The sequence below is a fragment of the Pseudomonas sp. AC247 genome (assembly GCF_979258015.1).
Map to the genome: position 1 here is coordinate 5,802,779 of NZ_OZ409829.1, position 24,004 is coordinate 5,826,782.

The following is a 24,004-nucleotide window of genomic DNA, read 5'->3' on the forward strand; positions in this document are numbered from 1 at the left end:
CAGGGCACCTGAAACGATTTGTTTTACCGCTTTAATCTAAAAAACCTAAACCATACGACGTAAAAGTCGGGAGGAAAGATGGAAACTGTAGTTGGTCTAACCGCTATCGCTGTTGCACTGTTGATCGGCCTGGGCGCACTGGGTACCGCAATTGGTTTCGGCCTGCTGGGCGGCAAGTTCCTGGAAGGCGCAGCGCGTCAGCCAGAAATGGTTCCAATGCTGCAAGTTAAAATGTTCATCGTTGCCGGTCTGCTCGACGCCGTAACCATGATCGGTGTTGGTATCGCTCTGTTCTTCACCTTTGCGAACCCGTTCGTTGGTCAGATCGCTGGCTAATTACCCGGATTCTTCCGAGTAATTTGATGTGATGGACAACGTAACTGCGAGGTGTTGGCGTGAACATTAATGCGACCCTGATTGGCCAGTCCGTTGCGTTCCTGATTTTTGTACTGTTCTGCATGAAGTATGTATGGCCTCCGGTCATCACTGCCCTGCACGAACGTCAAAAGAAGATCGCTGATGGTCTGGACGCTGCCAGCCGAGCAGCTCGCGACCTGGAGTTGGCCCAAGAAAAAGCGGGTCAGCAACTGCGCGAAGCGAAAGCTCAGGCAGCTGAAATCATCGAGCAAGCCAAGAAACGCGGTAACCAGATTGTCGAAGAGGCCGTTGAAAAGGCCCGTGTCGACGCTGACCGTGTGAAGGTTCAGGCTCAAGCCGAGATCGAACAGGAACTGAACAGTGTCAAAGACAAGCTGCGCGCCCAAGTGGGTATGCTGGCTGTCGGCGGCGCCGAGAAGATCCTGGGTGCCACAATCGATCAAAACGCGCACGCAGAGCTGGTTAACCAACTGGCTGCTGAAATCTAAGCGAGGGCGATCATGGCAGAACTGACCACGTTGGCCCGACCTTACGCTAAGGCGGCCTTCGAGCACGCTCAGGCCCACCAGCAACTGGCCAATTGGTCAGCCATGCTCGGCCTGGCTGCAGCGGTGTCACAAGATGACACCATGCAGCGCGTGCTCAAGGCCCCGCGACTGACGAGCGCAGAAAAGGCCGCCACGTTTATTGACGTGTGCGGCGACAAGTTTGATGCCAAGGCACAGAACTTCATCAATGTCGTTGCCGAAAACGACCGTCTCCCGCTTCTGCCGGAGATTGCCGCTCTTTTCGACCTGTACAAGGCCGAACAAGAGAAGTCGGTAGACGTTGAAGTGACCAGTGCTTTCGCATTGAACCAAGAACAGCAAGACAAACTCGCCAAGGTTCTCAGTGCACGACTCAACCGGGAAGTGCGCCTGCAAGTTGCGGAGGATGCTGCCCTAATAGGTGGTGTCGTCATCCGCGCCGGCGACCTGGTTATCGATGGCTCGATTCGCGGCAAAATCGCGAAACTTGCCGAAGCATTGAAATCTTGAGTTTGAAGGGGCAGCAGAGCAATGCAGCAACTCAATCCTTCCGAAATAAGTGAAATTATCAAGGGCCGCATCGACAAGCTCGATGTGACCTCCCAAGCCCGTAACGAAGGCACTGTCGTCAGCGTATCTGACGGCATCGTGCGGATTCACGGTCTGGCCGACGTCATGTACGGCGAGATGATCGAGTTTCCGGGCGGCGTCTACGGTATGGCCCTCAACCTGGAGCAAGACTCCGTAGGTGCCGTTGTATTGGGCGCTTACCAGTCTCTGGCTGAAGGCATGAGCGCCAAGTGCACCGGCCGCATCCTCGAAGTTCCTGTTGGTAAGGAACTGCTGGGTCGCGTAGTCGACGCACTGGGTAACCCTGTTGACGGCAAAGGTCCACTGGGCAACACCGAGACCGACGCGGTCGAGAAAGTTGCACCGGGCGTGATCTGGCGTAAGTCGGTAGACCAGCCTGTACAGACTGGCTACAAGGCTGTCGATGCCATGATCCCTGTCGGCCGTGGCCAGCGTGAGCTGATCATCGGTGACCGTCAGATCGGTAAAACCGCTCTGGCGATCGACGCGATCATCAACCAGAAAGACAGCGGCATTTTCTGCGTCTACGTAGCCATCGGTCAGAAACAATCGACCATCGCCAACGTGGTTCGCAAGCTGGAAGAAAACGGCGCCCTGGCCAACACGATCATCGTGGCTGCCAGTGCTTCGGAATCTCCTGCGCTGCAATTCCTGGCACCGTACTCCGGTTGCACCATGGGTGAATTCTTCCGCGACCGCGGTGAAGACGCGCTGATCGTTTATGACGATCTGTCCAAGCAAGCAGTGGCTTACCGCCAGATTTCCCTGCTGCTGCGCCGTCCACCAGGCCGTGAAGCTTACCCAGGCGACGTGTTCTATCTCCACTCCCGTCTGCTGGAGCGCGCATCCCGCGTTTCGGAAGAATACGTAGAGAAGTTCACCAACGGCGCAGTGACCGGCAAAACCGGTTCGCTGACCGCACTGCCGATCATCGAAACCCAGGCTGGCGACGTTTCCGCGTTCGTTCCGACCAACGTGATTTCGATCACCGACGGTCAGATCTTCCTGGAATCGGCCATGTTCAACTCGGGCATCCGCCCTGCAGTGAACGCCGGTGTTTCGGTATCCCGTGTGGGTGGTGCCGCTCAGACCAAGATCATCAAGAAGCTCTCCGGTGGTATCCGTACCGCTCTGGCTCAGTACCGTGAACTGGCAGCATTCGCCCAGTTCGCTTCTGACCTGGACGAAGCGACCCGTAAGCAACTTGAGCATGGTCAGCGCGTTACCGAGCTGATGAAGCAGAAGCAATACGCACCAATGTCGATCGCTGACATGGCGCTGTCGCTGTATGCCGCTGAGCGTGGGTTCCTGACTGACGTTGAAATCGCCAAGATCGGCAGCTTCGAACAAGCGCTGATCGCTTTCTTCAACCGCGATCACGCCGATTTGATGGCCAAGATCAACGTTAAAGGTGACTTCAATGACGAAATCGACGCTGGCATGAAAGCCGGTATCGAGAAGTTCAAGGCCACCCAAACCTGGTAAGCCGCAGCGGGAGCCGCGAGGCTCCCGCTTGCTAACCTGATAGGTGTTACATGGCAGGCGCAAAAGAGATTCGCAGTAAGATTGCGAGCATCAAAAGCACGCAAAAGATTACCAGCGCCATGGAAAAAGTGGCGGTCAGCAAAATGCGCAAGGCACAAATGCGCATGGCTGCTAGCCGTCCTTATGCGGAGCGTATCCGCCAGGTTATTGGGCATCTGGCCAACGCCAACCCGGAATACCGCCACCCGTTCATGATCGATCGCGCCATCAAGCGTGTCGGTTATGTCGTCGTGAGCAGTGACCGTGGTCTGTGCGGCGGCTTGAACACCAACCTGTTCAAGGCCCTGGTCAAGGACATGGCGGTAAACCGCGAAAACGGCGTCGAGATTGATCTGTGTGTCGTTGGTAGCAAGGGTGCGGCCTTTTTCCGTAACTTCGGCGGTAACGTCGTTGCAGCTATCAGCCACCTGGGTGAAGAGCCGTCGATCAATGATCTGATCGGCAGCGTCAAGGTGATGCTGGATGCCTACCTGGACGGCCGTATTGACCGCCTGTCCGTGGTGTCCAACAAGTTCATCAACACCATGACGCAACAGCCTACCGTGGAGCAGTTGATTCCACTGGTGGCCACCCCGGATCAGGATCTCAAGCACCACTGGGACTATCTCTACGAACCGGATGCCAAAGAGCTGCTTGACGGCTTGATGGTCCGCTACGTTGAGTCGCAGGTCTACCAGGCGGTGGTCGAGAACAACGCGGCTGAACAAGCTGCGCGGATGATCGCGATGAAGAACGCTACCGACAACGCCGGTGATTTGATCAGCGATTTGCAGCTGATCTACAACAAGGCGCGTCAGGCTGCGATCACCCAAGAGATCTCGGAAATCGTCGGCGGCGCTGCCGCGGTTTAACGGTTCAAATATTCAGAGGATCCAGCTATGAGTAGCGGACGTATCGTTCAAATCATCGGCGCCGTTATCGACGTGGAATTTCCACGCGACAGCGTACCGAGCATCTACAACGCTTTGAAAGTAATAAGCGATGCCGGCACCACTCTGGAAGTTCAGCAGCAGCTGGGCGACGGCGTGGTTCGTACCATTGCGATGGGTTCCACCGAGGGCTTGAAGCGCGGTCTGGAAGTTACCGATTCTGGCGCAGCCATTTCCGTACCGGTCGGTAAAGCGACCCTGGGCCGGATCATGGACGTCCTCGGTAACCCGATCGACGAAGCTGGCCCGATCGACACCGAAGAGCGTTGGGGCATTCACCGTCCAGCGCCTTCGTTCGCTGAACAGGCAGGCGGCAACGATCTGCTGGAAACCGGCATCAAGGTTATCGACCTGGTTTGCCCGTTTGCCAAAGGCGGTAAAGTCGGTCTGTTCGGTGGTGCCGGTGTAGGCAAAACCGTAAACATGATGGAACTGATCCGTAACATCGCCATCGAGCACAGCGGTTATTCCGTGTTCGCCGGTGTGGGTGAGCGTACTCGTGAGGGTAACGACTTCTACCACGAGATGAAGGATTCCAACGTTCTGGACAAAGTGGCACTGGTTTACGGTCAGATGAACGAGCCGCCGGGTAACCGTCTGCGCGTAGCACTGACCGGCCTGACCATGGCCGAGAAGTTCCGTGACGAAGGTAACGACGTTCTGCTGTTCGTCGACAACATCTATCGTTACACCCTGGCCGGTACTGAAGTATCCGCACTGCTGGGCCGTATGCCTTCGGCAGTAGGTTACCAGCCGACCCTGGCTGAAGAGATGGGCGTTCTGCAAGAACGTATCACTTCCACCAAGGAAGGTTCGATCACTTCGATCCAAGCGGTATACGTACCTGCGGATGACTTGACCGACCCGTCGCCAGCGACCACCTTCGCCCACTTGGACGCCACCGTCGTTCTGTCCCGTGACATCGCTTCCCTGGGTATCTACCCAGCGGTAGATCCACTGGATTCGACTTCGCGCCAGCTGGACCCGAACGTAATCGGCCAGGACCACTACGACACCGCTCGCGGCGTTCAGTACGTTCTGCAACGTTACAAAGAGCTGAAAGACATCATCGCGATCCTGGGTATGGACGAGCTGTCGGAAGCCGACAAGCAGTTGGTAAACCGTGCTCGTAAGATCCAGCGCTTCTTGTCGCAGCCGTTCTTCGTGGCTGAAGTCTTCACCGGTGCTTCGGGTAAATACGTTTCCCTGAAAGACACCATTGCTGGCTTCAAAGGCATCCTCAACGGTGACTACGACCACCTGCCAGAACAAGCGTTCTACATGGTTGGCGGCATCGAAGAAGCGATCGAGAAAGCCAAGAAACTGTAATCCCGGCGCCCGGCAACGGGCGCTAATTTAGGTTGAGGCAATCAGATGGCTATGACAGTCCATTGCGATATCGTCAGCGCGGAAGGGGAAATCTTTTCCGGCCTGGTCGAGATGGTGATTGCGCACGGTGCACTGGGTGATCTTGGTATCGCTCTGGGTCACGCGCCGCTGATCACTAATCTGAAGCCAGGTCCTATCCGCCTGATCAAGCAAGGCGGGGAACCCGAGGTGTTTTACATCTCCGGTGGTTTCCTCGAGGTTCAGCCGAACATGGTCAAGGTGCTTGCCGATACCGTGCAACGTGCCGCCGATCTGGATGAAGCTCAGGCTCAAGCAGCTCTCAAGGCTGCCGAGAATGCCTTGCACGAAAAAGGCGCGGATTTCGACTATAGCGCTGCATCAGCACGTCTGGCCGAGGCTGCAGCTCAGCTGCGCACCGTCCAGCAGATCCGCAAGAAGTTTGGCGGTTAATCCGTCAGCCGCTTGTTGTGCGATTGATAAAAAAGGGTAGCCTCGGCTACCCTTTTTTCTTTTCCGATTTTTACAACCCGGTCGCAGTTGCTGACCACCCAGGATTGGTAGCCAGTCATGTCTCTTGAAATCGTTATCCTCGCGGCCGGTCAAGGCACTCGTATGCGTTCGGCCCTGCCGAAGGTGTTGCACCCGATTGCCGGCAACTCCATGTTGGGCCATGTTATCCACAGTGCCCGCCAACTTGATCCACAGCGCATTCATGTGGTCATCGGCCATGGCGCCGACGTGGTGCGTGAACGCCTGGCGGCTGACGATCTGAATTTCGTCCTGCAGGACAAGCAACTGGGCACCGGCCACGCTACCGCCCAGGCTGTGCCGTTCATTACTGCCGACACCGTGCTGATCCTTTACGGTGACGTACCGCTGATCGAAGTCGAAACCCTGCAACGTCTGCTCAAGCAAGTCGTGCCCGGGCAAATGGGCTTGCTCACCGTTGAGCTGGATGACCCGACCGGCTATGGCCGCATCGTTCGTGATGCCGATGGCAAAGTCACGGCAATCGTTGAGCACAAAGATGCCAGCGAAGCGCAACGCGCGATCACCGAGGGCAACACCGGCATTCTCGCAGTCCCGGCCAATCGTCTGGCCGACTGGATGAGCCGCCTGTCGAACAACAACGCTCAGGGCGAGTACTACCTGACCGACGTGATCGAAATGGCGGTCAACGATGGTCTGCTGGTGGCCACCGAGCAACCGCACGATGCGATGGAAGTGCAGGGCGCCAATGATCGCAAGCAACTCTCCGAGCTGGAGCGTCATTATCAGTTGCGTGCCGGTCGCCGTTTGATGGCACAAGGCGTGACCCTGCGTGATCCGGCGCGCTTTGATGTGCGTGGCGAAGTGACCGTGGGTCGCGACGTGCTGATCGATATCAACGTGATTCTCGAAGGCAATGTTGTCATCGAAGATGACGTGGTGATCGGTCCGAACTGTGTGATCAAGGACAGCACCCTGCGTAAAGGCGTGGTGATCAAGGCCAACAGTCATATCGAAGGTGCCATCCTCGGCGAAGGCAGCGATGCCGGTCCGTTCGCGCGTCTGCGCCCGGGCACCGTACTGGAAGCGCGTGCGCATGTGGGTAACTTCGTTGAATTGAAGAACGCGCACATGGGCGAGGGCGCCAAGGCCGGTCACCTGACGTATCTGGGCGACGCTGAGATCGGTGCGCGCACCAACGTTGGCGCCGGCACCATCACCTGCAACTACGACGGCGCCAACAAGTGGAAAACCGTGTTGGGCGCGGACGTGTTCATTGGCTCCAACAACTCGTTGGTGGCACCTGTGGATATCTCTGACGGTGCTACCACGGCGGCTGGGTCGACGATTACGCAGAATGTGGATAACGCGCAATTGGCGGTAGGGCGTGCGCGGCAGAAGAACATTGATGGCTGGAAACGGCCGGAGAAGATCAAGAAGGGCTGAGTTATCCACAGCGCTTTAAAGATCCAAAGATCGCAGCCTTCGGCAGCTCCTACATGGGACCTGGCGATGGCTGCGATTTTTTTTGTCTGGCGGGTTGACGATTTGTGGCTGATAGGTTTTGATTGCTTCCGTTATCTTTCGAATCGAAACTTAGGTCGTCATGTCGAAACGCAATACGCCCCAGCGCCGCCATAACATCCTTGCCTTGCTCAATGAGCAGGGTGAAGTCAGTGTGGATGAGTTGGCCAAGCGCTTCGAAACCTCCGAAGTTACGATTCGCAAGGATCTGGCTGCCTTGGAGAGTCATGGTCTGCTGCTGCGCCGTTACGGCGGGGCGATCACCATGCCGCAGGAACTGGTCGCGGAAACCGCGCAAAGCATTTCCAAATATAAGCAGGCGATTGCCCGCGCAGCGGTGAAACGCATTCGCGAGCACGCGCGCATCATCATCGACAGCGGCAGCACCACCGCTGCGATGATCCCAGAACTCGGTCAACAGCCGGGTCTGGTGGTGATGACCAATTCCCTGCATGTTGCCAACGCCCTGAGCGAACTCGAACACGAGCCGGTGCTGTTGATGACCGGTGGCACCTGGGACCCGCATTCGGAGTCCTTTCAGGGTCAGGTCGCCGAGCAAGTACTACGCTCTTACGACTTCGACCAGTTGTTCATCGGCGCCGATGGCATCGATCTGGTGCGTGGCACCACGACCTTCAATGAGCTGCTCGGTTTGAGCCGGGTCATGGCTGACGTGGCGCGGGAAGTCATCGTCATGGTCGAGGCCGACAAGATCGGCCGCAAGATTCCCAATCTGGAACTGCCATGGAGCAGCGTCCATACCCTAATTACCGATGATCGCCTGCCCCAAGAGGCACGGGATCAGATACAGGCCCGCGGTATCAACTTGATTTGCGCGGCTGTCAGTCAGGAGAAATAAGCATGTGTGGAATTGTCGGCGCAGTGGCTGAACGTAACATCACCGCCATCCTGCTCGAAGGCCTCAAGCGCCTCGAGTACCGCGGCTATGACAGCGCGGGTGTAGCGGTCTACACCAACGAGGAAACTCTCGAGCGCATGCGCCGTCCGGGCAAGGTCAGTGAACTCGAAGCGGCACTGGCCGAGCATCCACTGGTGGGTCGTCTGGGTATCGCCCACACCCGCTGGGCCACCCACGGCGCACCGTGCGAACGCAACGCCCACCCGCATTTCTCCGGCGACATCGCCGTGGTGCACAACGGCATCATCGAGAACCACGAAGCCCTGCGCGAACAACTGAAAGCGCTGGGTTACGTGTTCACCTCGGACACTGACACCGAAGTCATCGCCCATCTGCTCAACCACAAACTCAAGGATCAGCCAGACCTGACCGTCGCACTCAAAGCGACCGTCAAGGAATTGCACGGTGCTTATGGTCTGGCCGTGATCAACGCCAAGCAGCCGGATCGTCTGGTTGCTGCGCGCAGTGGCAGCCCGCTGGTGATCGGCCTGGGTCTGGGCGAAAACTTCCTCGCTTCCGACCAACTGGCGCTGCGTCAGGTTACCGACCGCTTCATGTACCTGGAAGAAGGTGATATCGCCGAAATTCGCCGCGATAACGTGCAGATCTGGGACGTCGACGGCAATGCGGTCGAGCGCCAGACCGTGCAATACACCGACGGCGCCGAAGCCGCCGACAAAGGTGAATTCCGCCACTACATGCTCAAGGAAATCCACGAGCAACCGGCCGTTGTCCAGCGCACCCTCGAAGGTCGCCTGAGCAATGATCAGGTGCTGGTTCAGGCGTTCGGCCCACAAGCGGCCGAGTTGTTCGCCAAAGTGCGCAACGTGCAGATCGTTGCCTGTGGCACCAGTTATCACGCCGGCATGGTCGCACGTTACTGGCTGGAAGAACTGGCCGGCATCCCGTGCCAGGTCGAAGTCGCCAGCGAATTCCGCTACCGCAAAGTCGTGGTACAGCCGGACACCCTGTTCGTGACCATCTCGCAGTCCGGCGAAACCGCCGACACCCTGGCCGCCCTGCGCAATGCCAAAGAGCTGGGTTTCCTCGCCAGCCTGGCGATCTGCAACGTCGGCATCAGTTCGCTGGTGCGCGAATCTGACCTGACCCTGCTGACCCAGGCCGGCCGCGAAATCGGCGTCGCTTCGACAAAAGCCTTCACCACGCAACTGGTCGGCCTGCTGCTGCTGACCCTGTCGCTGGGCCAGGTGCGCGGCACCCTGGACAAAGGCGTCGAAGCCACACTGGTCGAAGAATTGCGTCGCCTGCCAACCCGCCTCGGCGAAGCGCTGGCGATGGACAGCACCGTGGAAAAAATCGCCGAGCTGTTCGCCGAGAAAAACCACACCCTGTTCCTCGGCCGTGGTGCGCAATTCCCGGTCGCGATGGAAGGTGCCTTGAAGCTCAAGGAAATCTCCTACATCCACGCCGAAGCCTATCCGGCCGGCGAGCTGAAACACGGCCCGCTGGCGCTGGTGGATAACGACATGCCAGTGGTCACCGTCGCGCCAAACAACGAACTGCTGGAAAAGCTCAAATCCAACCTGCAGGAAGTCCGCGCCCGCGGCGGCGAACTGATCGTGTTCGCCGACGAGAAAGCCGGGATGACCAATGGTGAAGGTACTCACGTGGTGCAAATGCCGCACATCCACGACATCCTTTCGCCGATCCTCTACACGATTCCGCTGCAGCTGCTGTCGTACTACGTTGCAGTGCTGAAAGGCACGGATGTGGATCAGCCGCGTAATTTGGCGAAGTCGGTGACCGTGGAGTAAGTTATCCACAGCTGAGTTAACCGCAATGATTTTAGAGAATTAAAGCTGTCTCAGGAGAATTAAACCTGTCACAGGAGCCGGTAAGCGCACCCGCCTCGGCTCCTGCTACTACTCTCTGCTTCGAACCCATCACCACCTTCCTGCCAGCCTCGTCGAGCGCTCTGATGTTGTTACGAATCCAGAAAGATGAATCCCTTCGTTCATATGTGGAACGAAACCTTTTCATCCCCAATACAGTCCTCGATAATGACGCTGCGGAAAGTTTCTCTTGCTGTAATTGGAATTCTAGCCAAGTAAAACTAGTTGCTGATCTTCTAGGTTGGCATGGTTGTTATGGCTTCAACAAACTGCTTCATCAACACACGGCGTATCCTTGGAAAGTCGCGCTTAAATCAAGATTCAATTACTCCTATTCTGATGATGCGTACTTAAATACACAGGAGAACTTCGACAGCTTGTCGAAAGTTAGGGCCTATTGCCCTGTCTGCGCTAAAGAGGACAAGCAAAATCTTGGATACTCTTATTGGCGTCGAATACATCCTGACGTTCAAGTGTGCGCCAAACACAATGTCGTATTGCTCACGACATGCCAGTTCTGCAACAGGCCATTTGCTAGGGGTGGCCATACCGTTAGCGTCATGTGGAGCGGATGCGCCGGCCGCCACCTAGGTGAAGCGCAGCCCCTGGTTAACGTGAACCTGGGCGCACTCCGCTTGGCACAATTCTTCGACAAGCTCTGTCGGGTTGATGACCACATATACATCGACACGGCAGCGGCAGTAATTGAGGAGAGGATAATTAAAAATCATGTGAGTAACTCTGCCGCTTTGGGAGAGTTAGAAAATCTTACTGGGTTTAGAGGTTATATTGAACGCTGCCGGTTAAATGACCCTTGTGTGTCATGGAAGTATTACTCTCTCTCCAATAAATTAATTGAACTCGCTATTTCATTATACGAATCGTTTGATGATTTTCTACATGACTGCCATCAACTGCAGCCTAATGCACCAAGCATTAGTTGTTTTTGGGATACATACTGCTGCTTTAGCTCAGATACACAAAATTTTGTCCGGGAGGTTTACGAGCATGGTGTCGCCGAATGGTCGTGGCCAGCTTTCGGGCACTTGAGCCGTAACCCGTCTCATAGGAATTCTTTCCCTATGATGTGGAGCCCGGAAAGCGATCTCTGCTGCATTCCATCTGACACGCATCCCCCTCGCAATCGCTACGATGCCCCCTATCCTAGAGTGCTCCGCTTAACACAATATGAGCTGGTGGCGATGACTGCCATGCCTACCCCGGGGTGATGTACTACCGGCCGTCCCATTGTCACAGGGGAGCGAAGCTATTGTCGTATGGTTAGTCTATCCCCAGAAGCAAATGTTGGCGGAGGCAATATGGCATCGATAGCTCTTCAGGGATCCTGCCTCTCATCACCGATCGGATGCTGGAGCGCCACTCACCGCTGTTCTGTTGCTCGTGCCGATCAGGTTTTGGGCCAAGCAACTGGAGTCTTAGGCGGGCGTCAGAGTGCCATTGATTGGTTAACAAGGCCTGCGTACGGTTTGGATGGGTGTCCTCCCTGTCAGTTGCTCGCAGACGCAGACGGGTATCAGCAAGTTATGCGTTACTTGGAGCGCATAGAATACGGGGTTTACTGAAAGCATCCCGCATCTCTCTCATTCGAGGCGAGGTATCGTAGCCTGGGTGTTCCACGGCGCAGCAAGCAGCATTGATGGTGTTGACCAGACTTTACCTCCTCAGAGTATTTCCAATCTTGGGTAATCTGATCTGCGTGCGCTGACACCGTGAGAAAATTCTCTTGGTCTCGCCATCTCAGTGAATTGATTTTATTATTTCAGTGGAGCAATTCTTATTGTTTGGGATCGAAGGTTTTCGGTACTGACGAAACTCTAACAAAAAGAAGTTCGTATTCATAAATAGCTTGCTAGCAGTCCTCATAGAAAATACTGAATGGATGAATTTCACATGCTGATTTATAGGTGGAACGCGGCCGTTATCACGGACGGACGTGAGAATTAGACTTAGTCACCTTAGCGAGCAAAGCTCGAGCTTTAGGATAATGCGGTTTGCTTTCAAGAGCGGAGAACAATCCTGGCACCAATTGGTACAGTTCGTATTTCCACAGATGTACCGAGTTTAGATCTCGCTGTGTGATTACGTCATTGATTCTAGTGCATAGTTCCTCATCTCTACTCTTCCAATCGATTTTAGAATTATTTCCAGATCTTCCACTAGGCAGGTTAGTTGCTTGTTTAGAAAGCCAAACTTTGTCATTGCGATAGAGCCACGCATAAATATTTGGAATCAGGCGCCTGACTTTATTTACGCAGAAGCCCGGGTTTTTACCCACAGCAAAGGTCCACTGTTTCCTATGGTGCTCAATTTTTTCGTGATTCGTCCTCTCATTTTTAGTTTCTTCAATTGTGGGATTTAACCTTAGGAGCCGGTTCACTGTGCTTATTGATATCCCAAAATCGAGACACACCTCTGCTTTGGATGTGCCGCTTCTCAAAGTATCCAAAACTCTATTTCTAACTTCCTCAAACATTTTCTTAGGTTTGAGTATCGGCGTATGGATGACAGGTTTTATGCGTTGTATAGATTTATGATGTTCCATCTTCGGGATTTCGTTGTTTTTTATATCTGCACGCTGTTCTGCTTGGTACTCATAAGCGCTAATAAACACATCGATGCTCCCAAATAGCCACGAGATCAGCACAAGGTGTTTCAATGGATGGCAATAACCGCGTGCCTTGCGACTCATTTGAGAGGTGAACGCTATTGCACACATGACGGAATCTGGTAGGGATGAAAATTGCGGGTGTTTGCGAAGCATCGAGCAGTAATGCGCGAAGCTTTGTGCAGCAGCATTTTTCTCGCGCCCGGACTTCCCGAGACGGACCATCGCCGCGCTATAAACTTGGGCAACTAGCTCCGGTTCGTATCGGGTTCTATCCCCCAGTTTTCCAAGTTTCGTGGCGGCATCCGATACAATTTTAAACGCTTCGAAAACATCGTCGTTAAATGCTAGGGGGCCGCTTTCAATAAGAATGGACTCTGAGGGAGTGAACAAACTAAACGCTTTGGACCATTGCCTATTTTCTTTCGACTCTCTAAGTAAGCAGTTGTGTATTGGGCAGATCGTTACTCCTGGAAACTGGTGAGATAGATGCCAATATGCGACGCCGTACGTACGCCGATCACAAATGATGCACTCACTACAAGCCTTTAGCGGATGCTCACCCCCAAATCGGCCAGTGATGAGTCCGATCTTATATTTGATAGGCCCCAGGCTTTCACCATTCATTGCTTCTTTAAGAGCCGTCATATGTTCTAGTGACTGAAAAGGAAAGAATATTGGCGCTATCGTATGCTCATCAATAATTCCCTGTGCACTTCCCCATGCGGATATCGCATTCTTATTCAGACTGTTAAGGTTTCTTGGGAAATCATGGGAATAAGTGTCAATAGGGCATTCAAATAGTGATGCAAGAGTTTCTTGCGGGGAGCTATTTGTCCAAAAAATATGCTGTCGGCTGCAAAGACTAAAAAAGCATTCGTCTTCGAGCCAGTTTAAATAAGTCTCTGGTCTCCTGTTGGTGCCCATGCCACTCACCAGTTAAATGAAATCAAACTAAGCCTAAGTTTTGAAAATGGGAAATTTCTAAATGGCATTAACCTACAGCTTTATATAACTGCAGCCTAAACAGATGGGGATGTGTCGGTTTCAGATATATTTTTGGGCTCCCCGACACCTGCCTATCCGATCAGCGAGCTGTGGAACTTCTGTCGCTGACGGACCGTAGTTTTGTGTGCGGTGACCGGATTCCTGTGTGCGCTCTAACGAGGCGGAGAATTTTTAACCCAATTAGTTTGATCGAGGTACGTAAAAATGTTGTCAGGCAGGAAAATCCAGCGTTAACATGTTTAACTTTATCAATATGGATTCGGGACGAACCGCATGCTCAATGTTCGGTCACAGGCAGTGGGCTGAGTACATTCCGATTTCGGCGATTACGCCTAAGGTTTGAGCTATACGAACAGACTTCAGATGCCTGCCAGCTCCTGCTAGCTAAATGAGAGCGCCGTAGTCAGTTAGACAAGGGCCCAAGTGCGACCTTGGGCCCCTGTGGACAAGTCAAGTAGAACCCTGACCTGTTCATTGTCTATCCCTTGCATGTAGGACGTCAAGTCTTGCACGACTTCGCTCATCCACAGGAAAGTTTGCGTTATCCACAGGCTAACGCGGACCAACCCACCCGTAGGATAAGGATTTCGCCTGTGCATAAGCTGTTATCCCCAGCGCGTGCACGGCGGGCGATCTCCATGTGATTGGATTGCTTGGATGAAACCGCAAGAACGATTTGACCTCATTATGAGCCGCCAGTGCTGGTTCGAATGGGGCGGAGAATACGTGCCATCTATTCTGGCATTTCCCCGCGAAGCTCCGAAAGGATCGCGTATCAGCAGGTTGCATAGCCGCAAGCTGGGCCGCACGATCCATCTTCTCTCTGGCCCGGAAAGGCTGTTTGCGCAGCTGGCGCTCTACCACCCAGGCCTGTTTGAGCTGCATGAGCAAAAAATGCTCTGGCCAGTACATGCTCCTCATCCTCTGCGAGGGCATCCGCTTGTAAAGGGAACCTTTCCGCCCCCACTAAGCGGTACTGTTGAAATCGCCAGGGATCTTGGGTTCAAACACTATGAAATTGTGAAGGAGGATGCGGGCGGTGTATGGCGGAAAATGCCTTATCCGTACCTAGGGGATCTGCTCCTATATCTCCGTAATGACCTTGGCGCGCCTTTCGCCATCAACTGGACCGTGAAGGACGATAGTACTGCCTTCCATGAGCGTCGGCGTGGTAAGCCTAAAACGGCTATTCAGCAAAAAAAAGATCGTGAGCATGCCGAGCTCCGGAGTGAATTGGAACGTCGTTATTACGCCAGCGCCGGCATTCGTACCGTCGAAGTGTCAAGCGATCTTTTACCGCCAGTTGTTCAGGCCAACCTCGACCTTTTGTTTGGCATGCATGACCTCGACTTCTCGGTCGGAAGCTGTCTGCTGGATGACTTTAGTGCTGAGGTAGTGGATGCCGTAGAACGTGGTGATCCCGTGGCCTACGTTGCGATTGAATACGGCGCTCGGTGGGGCTTCAGGGATCAGTTTATTGCGAAAATTTATCAGGACATCTGGAATCGCAAGATCCTCGTGGACTTCCACGAGCCTATCTTGATAGATCATCCGCTTGTCACTGGCGGTCGCGATCCGCTTGTGGAGTTCGGTTCGTTCTTTGAAGGGACTGCACCATGAGGGCGGGGTCACGGATTATTGCGCCCGATGGGTTTCTCAACCTTTGCAAGGGGGTTACCTATCATTTCCTCATCAGCGATGGGCAACGAAACCGCATTCGTTTGGTCGAGTTCGTCGAAAGTAGCCAAAAAATAAGTGCTGACCTGGTTGAGCTGAGCCAATTCGACTTTGAAGAAGCGATTGAGAATGGTTGGATCGTGGAAGATGGCCCCGCTGAGTCGAGTCCCCCTTGGCTCTCCCTACGAAAGGGCGTGGCGATCGCGTATTTGGAAGAGCGCAGAGTTTCCAAAAAGACGAGCTACGAGCAAATGGTGAACAAGCGCTTTGCAGCCATTGCCGATCTTATGACTCGCCGCGATGAAATCTTGGCAAGTGATAATCCTGCGGCACTCATCAATGCTGATGCTAAAGCTCAGCGGCCTAAACAGAATCCTGGCAGATTGCGACTTTGGTTCTACACCTACGTAGTTTTCGGCTACAACAAATGGGCGTTGCTCCCGCCTCTCAGCCGAATTGGGAGATGGGATCGTGAGGGACCTGGTCAGACGATGAAGCTTGGTCGGCCCTCGTGCAAGGGGAAACGTCAGGGCTACCGTTGCAACACAGAAATGCAGCAGACCCTCTTGAAAGGCTTCATCGGCCACAAGTCGCCTGCCAAAACTCAAGGGACGATCTACAGAGAAATTCTCACCGACAACTTCGGCTGCGTCTCCTTCAAAAAAAAGAACCAGCCGATCGAGTTCCGACACCCTCAAGGTAAACCTTTTCCGTCCTTCCCTCAGTTTCGTTATTGGATTTCAAAATTGATCAGCCCTAAAGAACTGACAATTGCGTTGAAGGGAACGCATGGCGCCCGTGCAAAAGCCGGGTCGCAAGGGAGCTTTGCGGATAGCGTCATTAACGTAAACCAGCGCGTGGAGTTCGACGGCTACTACATCTCGGAGAAGATCTCCGGTCTGACAGAAGGGAGTGCCGTTGACAGCTTTTGCGTGGTCCGTGCGGTCTGTGCTTTGTCAGGGATGGTATTGGGTGTTGGCTTCTCGGAAGGGAAGGAGAACATGGAGGCCTATCGAATGGCCCTCTATTGTATGGCATGCGACAAGGTTCAGTTTTGCGAGCAATACGGTGTTCAAATAGGCGCTGACGACTGGCCAAGCATCGGTTTATCCGGGGGGATGGTGCTGGACCGTGGTCCCGCTGCGAGCTATGACAGTGAATTAGAGATTAACTGGTTGAAGTCTGTTGAGCTCACACCTATCTACTCCGGTCAATCCAAGGCAACGGTGGAATCGTCGCACCCCAGGGATAAGAAAACGCTTGGTCAGCCGACCCATATTCATAGCAAGCTGGATTTTGTGCAGATGGCGAAGCGCGAGATCATAAGGGCTATAAGGAATAATCATCTATCCGACGCGAGCCGTCGCATGGACGATGACATGTACCACGCGGGCATCAAGCCGACGCCGCATGACATCTTCACCTACTGGAGCATGCGCGGTCGCGACTCATCAATCGGGATGCCCTTCGACACGGCCGTAAGAGAGTTTCTTAGCCGGCGGCCGGCGGTGATTCGAAAAGACGGGGTCTATTTTTACGGGCGTAAATACAGATCGCGCGCATTAGCGGACACGGGTGTATTTGACCAGATCGCGCGCGACGGAGTGATCAAAACCTCAGCGTACGCCTTGACCATGTGCGTCCGTCATATCTGGGTTGAAGTGAAGGGAATTCTGTATGAGTTGGACTTCGTTCGAACAGCTCGTACGTCGTTGGGCACTATAGATATCTCGCTACGCGATCTGCAGCAAATCGATGAGATGCGACGGCACAGCGGTGCTGATCTTCGTGATGAGCAGCCTGCACATGAGCAGTATTTTGATGATCTGTTCAAAGAGAACACTGGCGAGGATTGGGGCGCCGGCGAGCGGAAGCTTGGGCGACCGTCCAAGGGGGGGCAGCCCGACGCGATACCGAAGACTTCAACCGATTCAGGGGAGCGACCAAATGAACGCTGCCATCGAAATGCGGTTCGATGGGTATATGGACATCGAGAACATCCGCAAGCGAGTTACTTTGCATCCAGACCCTGTCGAAGGTTTGGAGGCACTGCAGCCATGGGTCGCCGCAGAGAAATTCGCCGAGAAGATCATGGAGATTTATCTCCCGAATGAGTTTTCCCTCCATTTCATTCAGGAAATGATCAACCTTGCGAATTTGCATAGTCTTAAAACGTTCAGCAGTGCTGCAGGGTACGCTGAAAAGGTCTTCACTCCTCCCGACACTGAGGTGTTCCCGATCTGTCTGAACGGCTTAGCGGGAGTCGGTAAGAGTCAAACGATCGCTGCTTTGCTGAGGGCTCTGCCCCCATCGATAGAATTTGCGTGTGATTTGTTCCAAGGCACCGTTGATCTGACTACCTATTGGTATGCCAGTGCTCGGGGCAAAGCCAGTGGTAAACAGCTTCTTTTGGATTTTGTCATCGGTGGTGAACATGACGGGCGCGGAGGAAATCTGAAAAAATTGCTCGTCCAAAGCAGGCAGATTTCAAGCAGGGATGGCGTATCAATCGTGGTCTTGGACGAAACCCAGCATATCAATACCGGTCAGGGCGCCTCCAAAGTCACCGATATCCTGCTGACTATGGCGGGCATCGGCCCTCCGATGATCTATGTGTCGAACTTCAGCCTTGTTCATAAGCTCTTTCGGCGCAACAGTGAGGATAAACAGAGGCTGCTTTCGGAGCCTCGGATCATGCTGCCGGATACTCCGAAAAGCCAGGATTGGCATGACTATGTCAAAGAATGCGTGAGGGTCAGCGGTGGCCGAATTAAAGCATCCACGGACGAATTCGCTGCCGAGCTTTACCGCTCGACTTTTGGCATCAAGCGGCTCGCCATGTTCTTGCTCAAGGCTGCCTACATCGAATGCCGTACTGCGGGGAGAAAGCAGATTGAGGTCGATGACCTCTATAGGGCATATCGCTCCAGTGGATACACTAGCAATGCTCGCGATGTTGAAGAGCTGCAATTGCAGATGATCAATCAAGGCTCCAAGCGAGCGCGCCTGGACTTGGTTTGCCCGTTTGATTTGCCTGCAGAATATAAGTCGAATGTGGTGAGCTTTACGCGCGCCGAGCGGGACAAGCGAGTTCAAGCTCGAGCTTTCGACTCCTCAACCACCCCTGCGGAGCGGTCAGTGTTAAACAAAATCCTTGTCCCTGAGGAGAAAGCTGCTGCCAAAAAAACTCGTCGTGCTCCGGTTCCAAAAGCTACGGACGAGGATTTGATGCGGGCGTTCCACCAATACATGGATTCGCAACCGGGACCACCGGGTCATAAGAAACCGACGTAAATGGCGTAACGTTGGTTACTTAGGGCTCCGGTAGGCATATCTGAGGTCTTGAACTAATCTCGGGCACTGGCAAGGAGACCGGCGTCCAATGGCTTAAGCTAGACCTTATCCTGTGCAACATCATCGAGCAGTTTCCACGCGATCATCTGAGGAGGTGTCACTCCGGCGACTGCGCTGAGTTTTCCGATCAATAGCGATCGCCAAGTCTGCGCCCGATCGCCTTTCCCGTGTTTACTGAAAATAGTCGTCCGTGCTTAGGGAGGATATTTCATGGACCAGATGCACAGAGCTTCCGAAGCCATTCGCAGGTCTAAGAAAATTGTCTTTTTCACAGGCGCGGGAATTTCAGCAGCCAGCGGCATCCCGACATTTCGGGACAAGCTTACCGGGTTGTGGGAAAAGCATGATCCAAAGCGTCTGGAAACAGCCAATGCCTTTCGTAAAAACCCCGCGCTTGTATGGGGGTGGTTCCTGTGGAGGCGGCGCCAAGTCACCCAGGCACAACCAAATTCAGCTCACCTATGTATTCCTCAGCTCGCCAAAGCAGGGTGGGAAGTATCAGTTGTTACCCAGAACATTGATGACTTGCATGAGCGAGCTGGTTCTGCGGAGGTATTCCATCTGCATGGCAGCTTGATGAGCGTTAAGTGCTTCGCATGTCACCGGCCTAGCGATTTGACGTTTGAACAGATGGAAGTACCTGATGGCGATCGACTAATCCAGCCTCCCCGGTGTAGCCGCTGCAACGGCAGACTTCGACCAGGGGTCGTGTGGTTCAAAGAGAACTTGCCTGAGGACGCGTGGCGATCGGCCGTGAGGCTTGTAAAAAGTTGTGATTTGCTAATTTCCGTTGGTACCTCCGGCGTGGTGACACCTGCAGCGGATATTCCGGAAATGGCCCTATCAGCGGGGGCCACAGTGATTCATATCAATCTTGAGGACGTGGGTTTAGGCGGAGCGAATGAGATTATGCTGCTTGGGAGCGCTGGAGAGGTGTTGCAGGCTTTGCTTCTAACAGTAGGCGTCAAATGAGACCCTGTTGAGACCCTGTCAGGTCAGCCATTTTCGCGGTCGCGAGCGCAACGTGGTACGTGCCAAAGCGAACCTTCCTTGCCGGAGCCATTAGCTCGGGTGGCGCGTTTGATCGTTACGGAGGATTGGCTGGGTGCGTATAGAGACTTTTCGATGATCGGCCATGGGCTGGATGTCATATCCAAAAGATTATCGGAGCCTGAGCAGCTACGTAGCGCATTTGAGGAGTTGACCGCCCTCTATGAGCCGCTGAGTTCAGATTTTGCGGAGTTTTATCTACTGCTGGAACGATTTGCGAGGCTCAGGTATGCAGAAACGGAGGGCGCATTAATTTTGCGATGAGAACAAGTCGAGGTTAGGCCTTCCATTGAAAGCAGATGTCGTCAACGGAGGTCCCTCGGCAAATCAGCTTAGGGGAGTGGCGGCTGGCGAGGCTACCCCGCCGGATGAATCATGGGCGTCACATCTACCAACATGCGGTCTTTCGGTCATCACCGGAGGTTCCGCCTCTCTCTAAAAAGACTTCACTCAAAATTGACGAGGATCCGATCTGAAGTCATGTCGGCGACCTCTGCGAAGCTATTGCAGCAATACCGGTGCGAGAAGACCTCCACTAGTAATACGAGCCATACCGAGAATCACTTCTAAGCATCTCAAGAGAAGAAAAGACGTCCAGTTCTTGTATTGCCCGTGTAGCAAAACGAAAAGTGCTGCGACGACGCTTGGTCGAGTATTGGTTGATCTAGGTACAGTGTGGTGAATCAAAATTCGACAAAAGCGAAACGATTCTAAGGCTATGCGCTACACTCTCGCCAAATTGCGTAACAGAACACTCCCTGAGCGAATCAAAACCGTGGAATATCTTTCCGAAATCTTGAAGATCCTGGATGGAGCTCTCAAGGCAAATGCCAGCATGGCCTCCAACTATGCTGGCCTCTTGGCTGACAAGCTTGAGAGTGATGGTGATAAGAAACAGGCCCGCATGATCAGAGAGCGACTGGCGCGAGCACCTGTCGCTCTAGCCAGCGCGCAAGATGCTGCCAACGGGCTCAGCTTGTCGAATCTGCCTACCGACGGTGAAAGCCACCTGCATACGGTGGACGTAAGCTATCCGGCGCTGGACCATGAGTTGCTGATTCTTTCGAGCGCCGTAGATAGCCGCATTCAGGAGTTCCTGGCGAACATCAATCGATATGATGATCTAGCCAGAGTCGGTGCCGCTATGCCAAGTCGACTGCTGACCTATGGGCCTCCAGGCACTGGCAAAACACGTCTTGCTCGTTACGTCGCTGCCAATCTTGGGATGCCACTTCTCACTGTTCGATGCGACACTCTGATCAGCAGTTTGCTGGGCCAGACCAGCCGAAATCTGCGTCGGGTGTTCGAATTCTCACAGCAGCGGCCCTGCGTCTTGTTTCTGGATGAGTTCGATGCGCTGGCTGGAGCTCGTGGCAATGAGCGCGACGTGGGCGAACTGCAGCGGGTGGTCATCGCATTGCTTCAGAACATTGATGCAGTGCCTGATAACACGATTATTATCGCAGCAACCAACCACGATCAGCTTTTGGATCCTGCTGTATGGCGTCGTTTTAGCTTCCGGATCCCGCTGGGCGAACCAGACTTTGCGCTGCGTACCTTGCTATGGAAGCAGTTCCTAGCACCGTTTAATTCCGAGGAATTGGATCTCTCTAACTTGGCTAAGGTTTCCGCAGGTATCACCGGTGCAAACATTGAACAGGTTTGTCTTGATACAAAGCGCGCGGCAGTGCTTTCTAACAAAACAGAAATAGATGAGGGCCAGTTGCTCCGCCGATTGGGTTTAAATCTTGCGCTGAGTGGTGGCCGGGTGCTATCTACTGTGGAGTCTGAAATACGGTGGCTTAATGGATGGGCACCTCGATACTTCTCCCTAAGAACATTAGGGCGGCTGTACGACCTGTCGACTAGGCGTATTACCAAGATCCTTAAGGAGGAGATCGTAAGTGGCCCGGAAGAACTTGCCCCCGGGGCATTCGCTGAATGCCAAGGTTGAAAACCCCTTTATCCATATCCCGTTCCAAGCACGGGATCTCAACGCTGTAGATGCCAACGCCAGAAGCCCAAAACCGCTACTGGATGTTGATGAGGCATACCGCCAGGCCCTCTCGAGGGGCTTGGCAAGCGCTATGACAGCGCTTTCGCGAGAGAAAGCACTTCATCCCCAAGCACTGACGCACTTGGTTCTCAAGCTGCGAGAACAGGGAATCGCTAAAACCCACAGACCTATAAAGTTGGCTGAAGAAGCCAGCCTCCAACCTGCAGGCCATGCTCGTATCAACGAAATGCTTGTCGGTGCGTCGTCGAAAAGCCTGAACGAATTGAACAGAGTGATTCTCCAGCGCGGAACGCAGAAAATTCTTCATAACCTGAGCGTGATCGAAGAAATTCAGCCTTGGAGCCGTGAGCGACGTAATCCAGAAGGCAGTGCGCGACTGTTGGAGCACGGCCGAGCGGTGTTGCGACTTTTCCAATATCAGCACGATGCTTTCAATGCCTATAACTACGAGACCGTGCAGCGCACGCTTAAGTTGTTATCACTCCCGTTTATTGAAATTCCCCAAGGCCGAGGCTTGCCAGTATTCGCCATTCGAGAGCTAGACAAGATTCAAAATGACCATCTTGAGTTGCTGCTCGATTTCCCCGGTATACGAACAGTCTTCGCCGAGCCGGTATTCAGGCCACGCCAGGCTGTTGCCACACCTCAAAGCGGCGGGAATGCCGCTCAGGCTTCAGCCGATCTGGACGGTCTGCCGACAGTTGGGGTTTTCGATACCGGGGTGAGTCCCTCGGCCAAAGCAATCGCTCATTACGTTACGTCGCGTGACCCATACGTACTGCCCCCGGATACCAACTACGAACACGGCACTGCGGTTGGATCATTGGTCGCCGCCGGAGCTCATTTCAATAATAAGCACACGTGGCTGCCTTCAACGCCCGCGCTGATTCATGACGTATGCGCGTTGGAGGTAGGTGGTTCCAACATGTCGGATTTGGAGCTGCGTCTTAGCCAAGCAGTACGCCGGCGCCCCGACGTTAAGATTTGGAACATTTCGATCGGTGGCGATCCATGTGACGAAAGCCTATTCAGCGATTTCGCCATGACGATGGATGAGCTAAGCGACAAGTACCAAGTGCTCTTCGTGGTTGCAGCTGGGAATTACAATGACGAGCCTCGGCGGCAGTGGTTAACGCCTGCGACTTTGGCGGACAGGATTTCTTGCCCAGGTGAGTCCGTGCGGTCACTGACCGTCGGCTCTATCTCGCATATTGATGCGGCTGACGCGCTGTCTGCCGTCGGCCATCCAGCTCCATACTCGCGCTCAGGTCCTGGACCGGTATTCACACCCAAACCCGACATCACCCATGTAGGTGGAGGCGTACATGCCCCGTGGAACGCCGGTCAGGCAAGCCTCTTAGTTCTAGGTCCTACCGATCAGCTGCATTATTCGTTCGGAACTAGCTATGCGGCACCGTTGGCGTCGAGCATGGCGGCTCATGCTTGGCGAGCCATTGCCGGTCGTCCTGGTCTTGATCCGTCGCCATCGCTGGTCAAGGCGTTAATGATTCATGCCGCTCAGCTTTCATCGCCCGATTACGATGCCTACCATCGCCGCTACCTCGGCGCTGGGCGGCCAGATGATGTATTGAAAGCGCTCTACGATTCCAATGACAGCTTCACCTTGGTGTTCCAGGCCAATCTAGTTCCTGGAAACATGCGTTGGCGGAAGGCCAACTACCCTATGCCGGACGTGCTGATGGATGGGGACAAGTTCCGCGGCGAAATCATCATAACGGCCGCTTATGCTCCACCGCTAGATCCGAACGCAGGAAGTGAATACGTACGGGCGAACATTGAGTTGAGCTTCGGACTCATCCATGGCGAGACAATCAAGGGTATGGTTCCTATGGATAGTGATGAGGGACGAAGTGGATATGAGGCTGCTCAGATCACATGCGGTAGCAAATGGTCACCCGTAAAAGTGCATCGCAACAGCTTCCCGAGAGGCGTCACAGGTGAGCAGTGGGGGCTACAGGCGACTGCTCTGCTGCGTGCATATGAGCCAGCTCTGATAGAGCCTTTGCCAGTCCACATCATTGTCACTGTTCGCTCACTGGATGGAGATCCCCAGGTTCGCGCAGCGGGCCTTCGAGCCCTTGCCCAGACCAACTGGGTGAACACACCATTGCCTGTGCGAGTACCGCTCCGCGTGTGACCAAGATTA

General features: G+C 54.1%; 21 protein-coding genes. 19 read left to right on the top strand and 2 right to left on the bottom strand.

The window, feature by feature from the left end; all coding sequences use genetic code 11:
• Window positions 1–78: 78 nt before the first annotated feature.
• The 12 genes from atpE to ACZZ0B_RS26335 all read left to right on the top strand — a co-directional run bounded on the left by atpE (window position 79) and on the right by ACZZ0B_RS26335 (window position 11,688).
• Window positions 79–336 carry a F0F1 ATP synthase subunit C gene (gene atpE / locus ACZZ0B_RS26280; protein ID WP_003097235.1) on the top strand — a complete coding sequence of 86 codons (258 nt, stop codon included), beginning with the start codon at window positions 79–81 and terminating at the stop codon, window positions 334–336.
• Window positions 337–395: 59 nt separating this feature from the next.
• On the top strand, window positions 396–866 hold the full coding sequence (locus ACZZ0B_RS26285; RefSeq protein ID WP_008084415.1) for a F0F1 ATP synthase subunit B: 471 nt from the start codon (window positions 396–398) through the stop codon (window positions 864–866).
• Between the two features lie 12 nt (window positions 867–878).
• Complete coding sequence (locus tag ACZZ0B_RS26290; protein WP_007911956.1) at window positions 879–1,415, top strand: F0F1 ATP synthase subunit delta; 537 nt, start codon at window positions 879–881, stop codon at window positions 1,413–1,415.
• Window positions 1,416–1,436: 21 nt separating this feature from the next.
• Window positions 1,437–2,981, top strand: a complete 1,545-nt coding sequence (gene atpA, locus ACZZ0B_RS26295; RefSeq protein WP_158830525.1) for a F0F1 ATP synthase subunit alpha — start codon at window positions 1,437–1,439, stop codon at window positions 2,979–2,981.
• A 50-nt stretch (window positions 2,982–3,031) separates the two neighbouring features.
• Window positions 3,032–3,892 (top strand): F0F1 ATP synthase subunit gamma, encoded by an 861-nt coding sequence (gene atpG, locus ACZZ0B_RS26300; protein ID WP_008084419.1) that lies wholly within the window; start codon window positions 3,032–3,034, stop codon window positions 3,890–3,892.
• 27 nt (window positions 3,893–3,919) lie between these two features.
• Complete coding sequence (gene atpD / locus ACZZ0B_RS26305; protein WP_008084423.1) at window positions 3,920–5,299, top strand: F0F1 ATP synthase subunit beta; 1,380 nt, start codon at window positions 3,920–3,922, stop codon at window positions 5,297–5,299.
• A 45-nt stretch (window positions 5,300–5,344) separates the two neighbouring features.
• A complete protein-coding gene (locus ACZZ0B_RS26310; protein WP_008084424.1) occupies window positions 5,345–5,770 on the top strand; it encodes a F0F1 ATP synthase subunit epsilon in 426 nt (141 codons plus the stop codon).
• 117 nt (window positions 5,771–5,887) lie between these two features.
• Entirely contained in the window at window positions 5,888–7,255 is a 1,368-nt protein-coding gene (glmU, locus tag ACZZ0B_RS26315) for a bifunctional UDP-N-acetylglucosamine diphosphorylase/glucosamine-1-phosphate N-acetyltransferase GlmU (RefSeq protein WP_158830526.1), read from the top strand.
• Between the two features lie 160 nt (window positions 7,256–7,415).
• Window positions 7,416–8,192 (top strand): DeoR/GlpR family DNA-binding transcription regulator, encoded by a 777-nt coding sequence (locus ACZZ0B_RS26320; protein ID WP_008084428.1) that lies wholly within the window; start codon window positions 7,416–7,418, stop codon window positions 8,190–8,192.
• Window positions 8,193–8,194: 2 nt separating this feature from the next.
• A complete protein-coding gene (gene glmS, locus ACZZ0B_RS26325; protein WP_463546573.1) occupies window positions 8,195–10,027 on the top strand; it encodes a glutamine--fructose-6-phosphate transaminase (isomerizing) in 1,833 nt (610 codons plus the stop codon).
• 164 nt (window positions 10,028–10,191) lie between these two features.
• The gene (locus tag ACZZ0B_RS26330) at window positions 10,192–11,334 is read left to right on the top strand and encodes a TniQ family protein (RefSeq protein ID WP_463546574.1); all 1,143 of its coding nucleotides are present in this window, start codon (window positions 10,192–10,194) and stop codon (window positions 11,332–11,334) included.
• A 90-nt stretch (window positions 11,335–11,424) separates the two neighbouring features.
• Entirely contained in the window at window positions 11,425–11,688 is a 264-nt protein-coding gene (locus tag ACZZ0B_RS26335) for an antitoxin Xre/MbcA/ParS toxin-binding domain-containing protein (protein WP_463546575.1), read from the top strand.
• Window positions 11,689–12,047: 359 nt separating this feature from the next.
• Here ACZZ0B_RS26335 and ACZZ0B_RS26340 read toward each other — a convergent pair whose 3' ends face one another.
• Window positions 12,048–13,658, bottom strand: coding sequence for a TnsD family Tn7-like transposition protein (locus tag ACZZ0B_RS26340; protein ID WP_463546576.1), 1,611 nt, complete (start codon window positions 13,656–13,658; stop codon window positions 12,048–12,050).
• Between the two features lie 738 nt (window positions 13,659–14,396).
• Between ACZZ0B_RS26340 and ACZZ0B_RS26345 the strand changes: the two genes are divergently transcribed.
• The 5 genes from ACZZ0B_RS26345 (at window position 14,397) to ACZZ0B_RS26365 (ending at window position 20,084) form a co-directional block, all read left to right on the top strand.
• A complete protein-coding gene (locus ACZZ0B_RS26345; protein ID WP_463546577.1) occupies window positions 14,397–15,359 on the top strand; it encodes a PDDEXK family nuclease in 963 nt (320 codons plus the stop codon).
• A complete protein-coding gene (locus ACZZ0B_RS26350) occupies window positions 15,356–17,530 on the top strand; it encodes a transposase (RefSeq protein ID WP_463546578.1) in 2,175 nt (724 codons plus the stop codon). The genes ACZZ0B_RS26345 and ACZZ0B_RS26350 overlap by 4 nt, the downstream gene beginning before the upstream one ends.
• The gene (locus ACZZ0B_RS26355) at window positions 17,508–18,710 is read left to right on the top strand and encodes an AAA family ATPase (protein WP_463546579.1); all 1,203 of its coding nucleotides are present in this window, start codon (window positions 17,508–17,510) and stop codon (window positions 18,708–18,710) included. The genes ACZZ0B_RS26350 and ACZZ0B_RS26355 overlap by 23 nt, the downstream gene beginning before the upstream one ends.
• 270 nt (window positions 18,711–18,980) lie before the next feature.
• Window positions 18,981–19,742 (top strand): SIR2 family NAD-dependent protein deacylase, encoded by a 762-nt coding sequence (locus ACZZ0B_RS26360; RefSeq protein ID WP_463546580.1) that lies wholly within the window; start codon window positions 18,981–18,983, stop codon window positions 19,740–19,742.
• 15 nt (window positions 19,743–19,757) lie between these two features.
• The gene (locus tag ACZZ0B_RS26365; protein WP_463546976.1) at window positions 19,758–20,084 is read left to right on the top strand and encodes an ACP phosphodiesterase; all 327 of its coding nucleotides are present in this window, start codon (window positions 19,758–19,760) and stop codon (window positions 20,082–20,084) included.
• A 237-nt stretch (window positions 20,085–20,321) separates the two neighbouring features.
• On the opposite strand, the gene ACZZ0B_RS26370 is transcribed toward ACZZ0B_RS26365, so the two are convergent.
• A complete protein-coding gene (locus ACZZ0B_RS26370; protein WP_463546581.1) occupies window positions 20,322–20,507 on the bottom strand; it encodes a CPBP family glutamic-type intramembrane protease in 186 nt (61 codons plus the stop codon).
• A 31-nt stretch (window positions 20,508–20,538) separates the two neighbouring features.
• Between ACZZ0B_RS26370 and iteA the strand changes: the two genes are divergently transcribed.
• Entirely contained in the window at window positions 20,539–21,774 is a 1,236-nt protein-coding gene (gene iteA, locus ACZZ0B_RS26375) for an anti-phage ATPase IteA (protein ID WP_463546582.1), read from the top strand.
• Window positions 21,725–23,995: a S8 family anti-phage peptidase IteS gene (iteS, locus tag ACZZ0B_RS26380; protein WP_463546583.1), complete on the top strand. Its 2,271-nt coding sequence runs from the start codon at window positions 21,725–21,727 to the stop codon at window positions 23,993–23,995. Before iteA ends, iteS begins: the two co-directional genes overlap by 50 nt.
• Window positions 23,996–24,004: the final 9 nt, after the last annotated feature.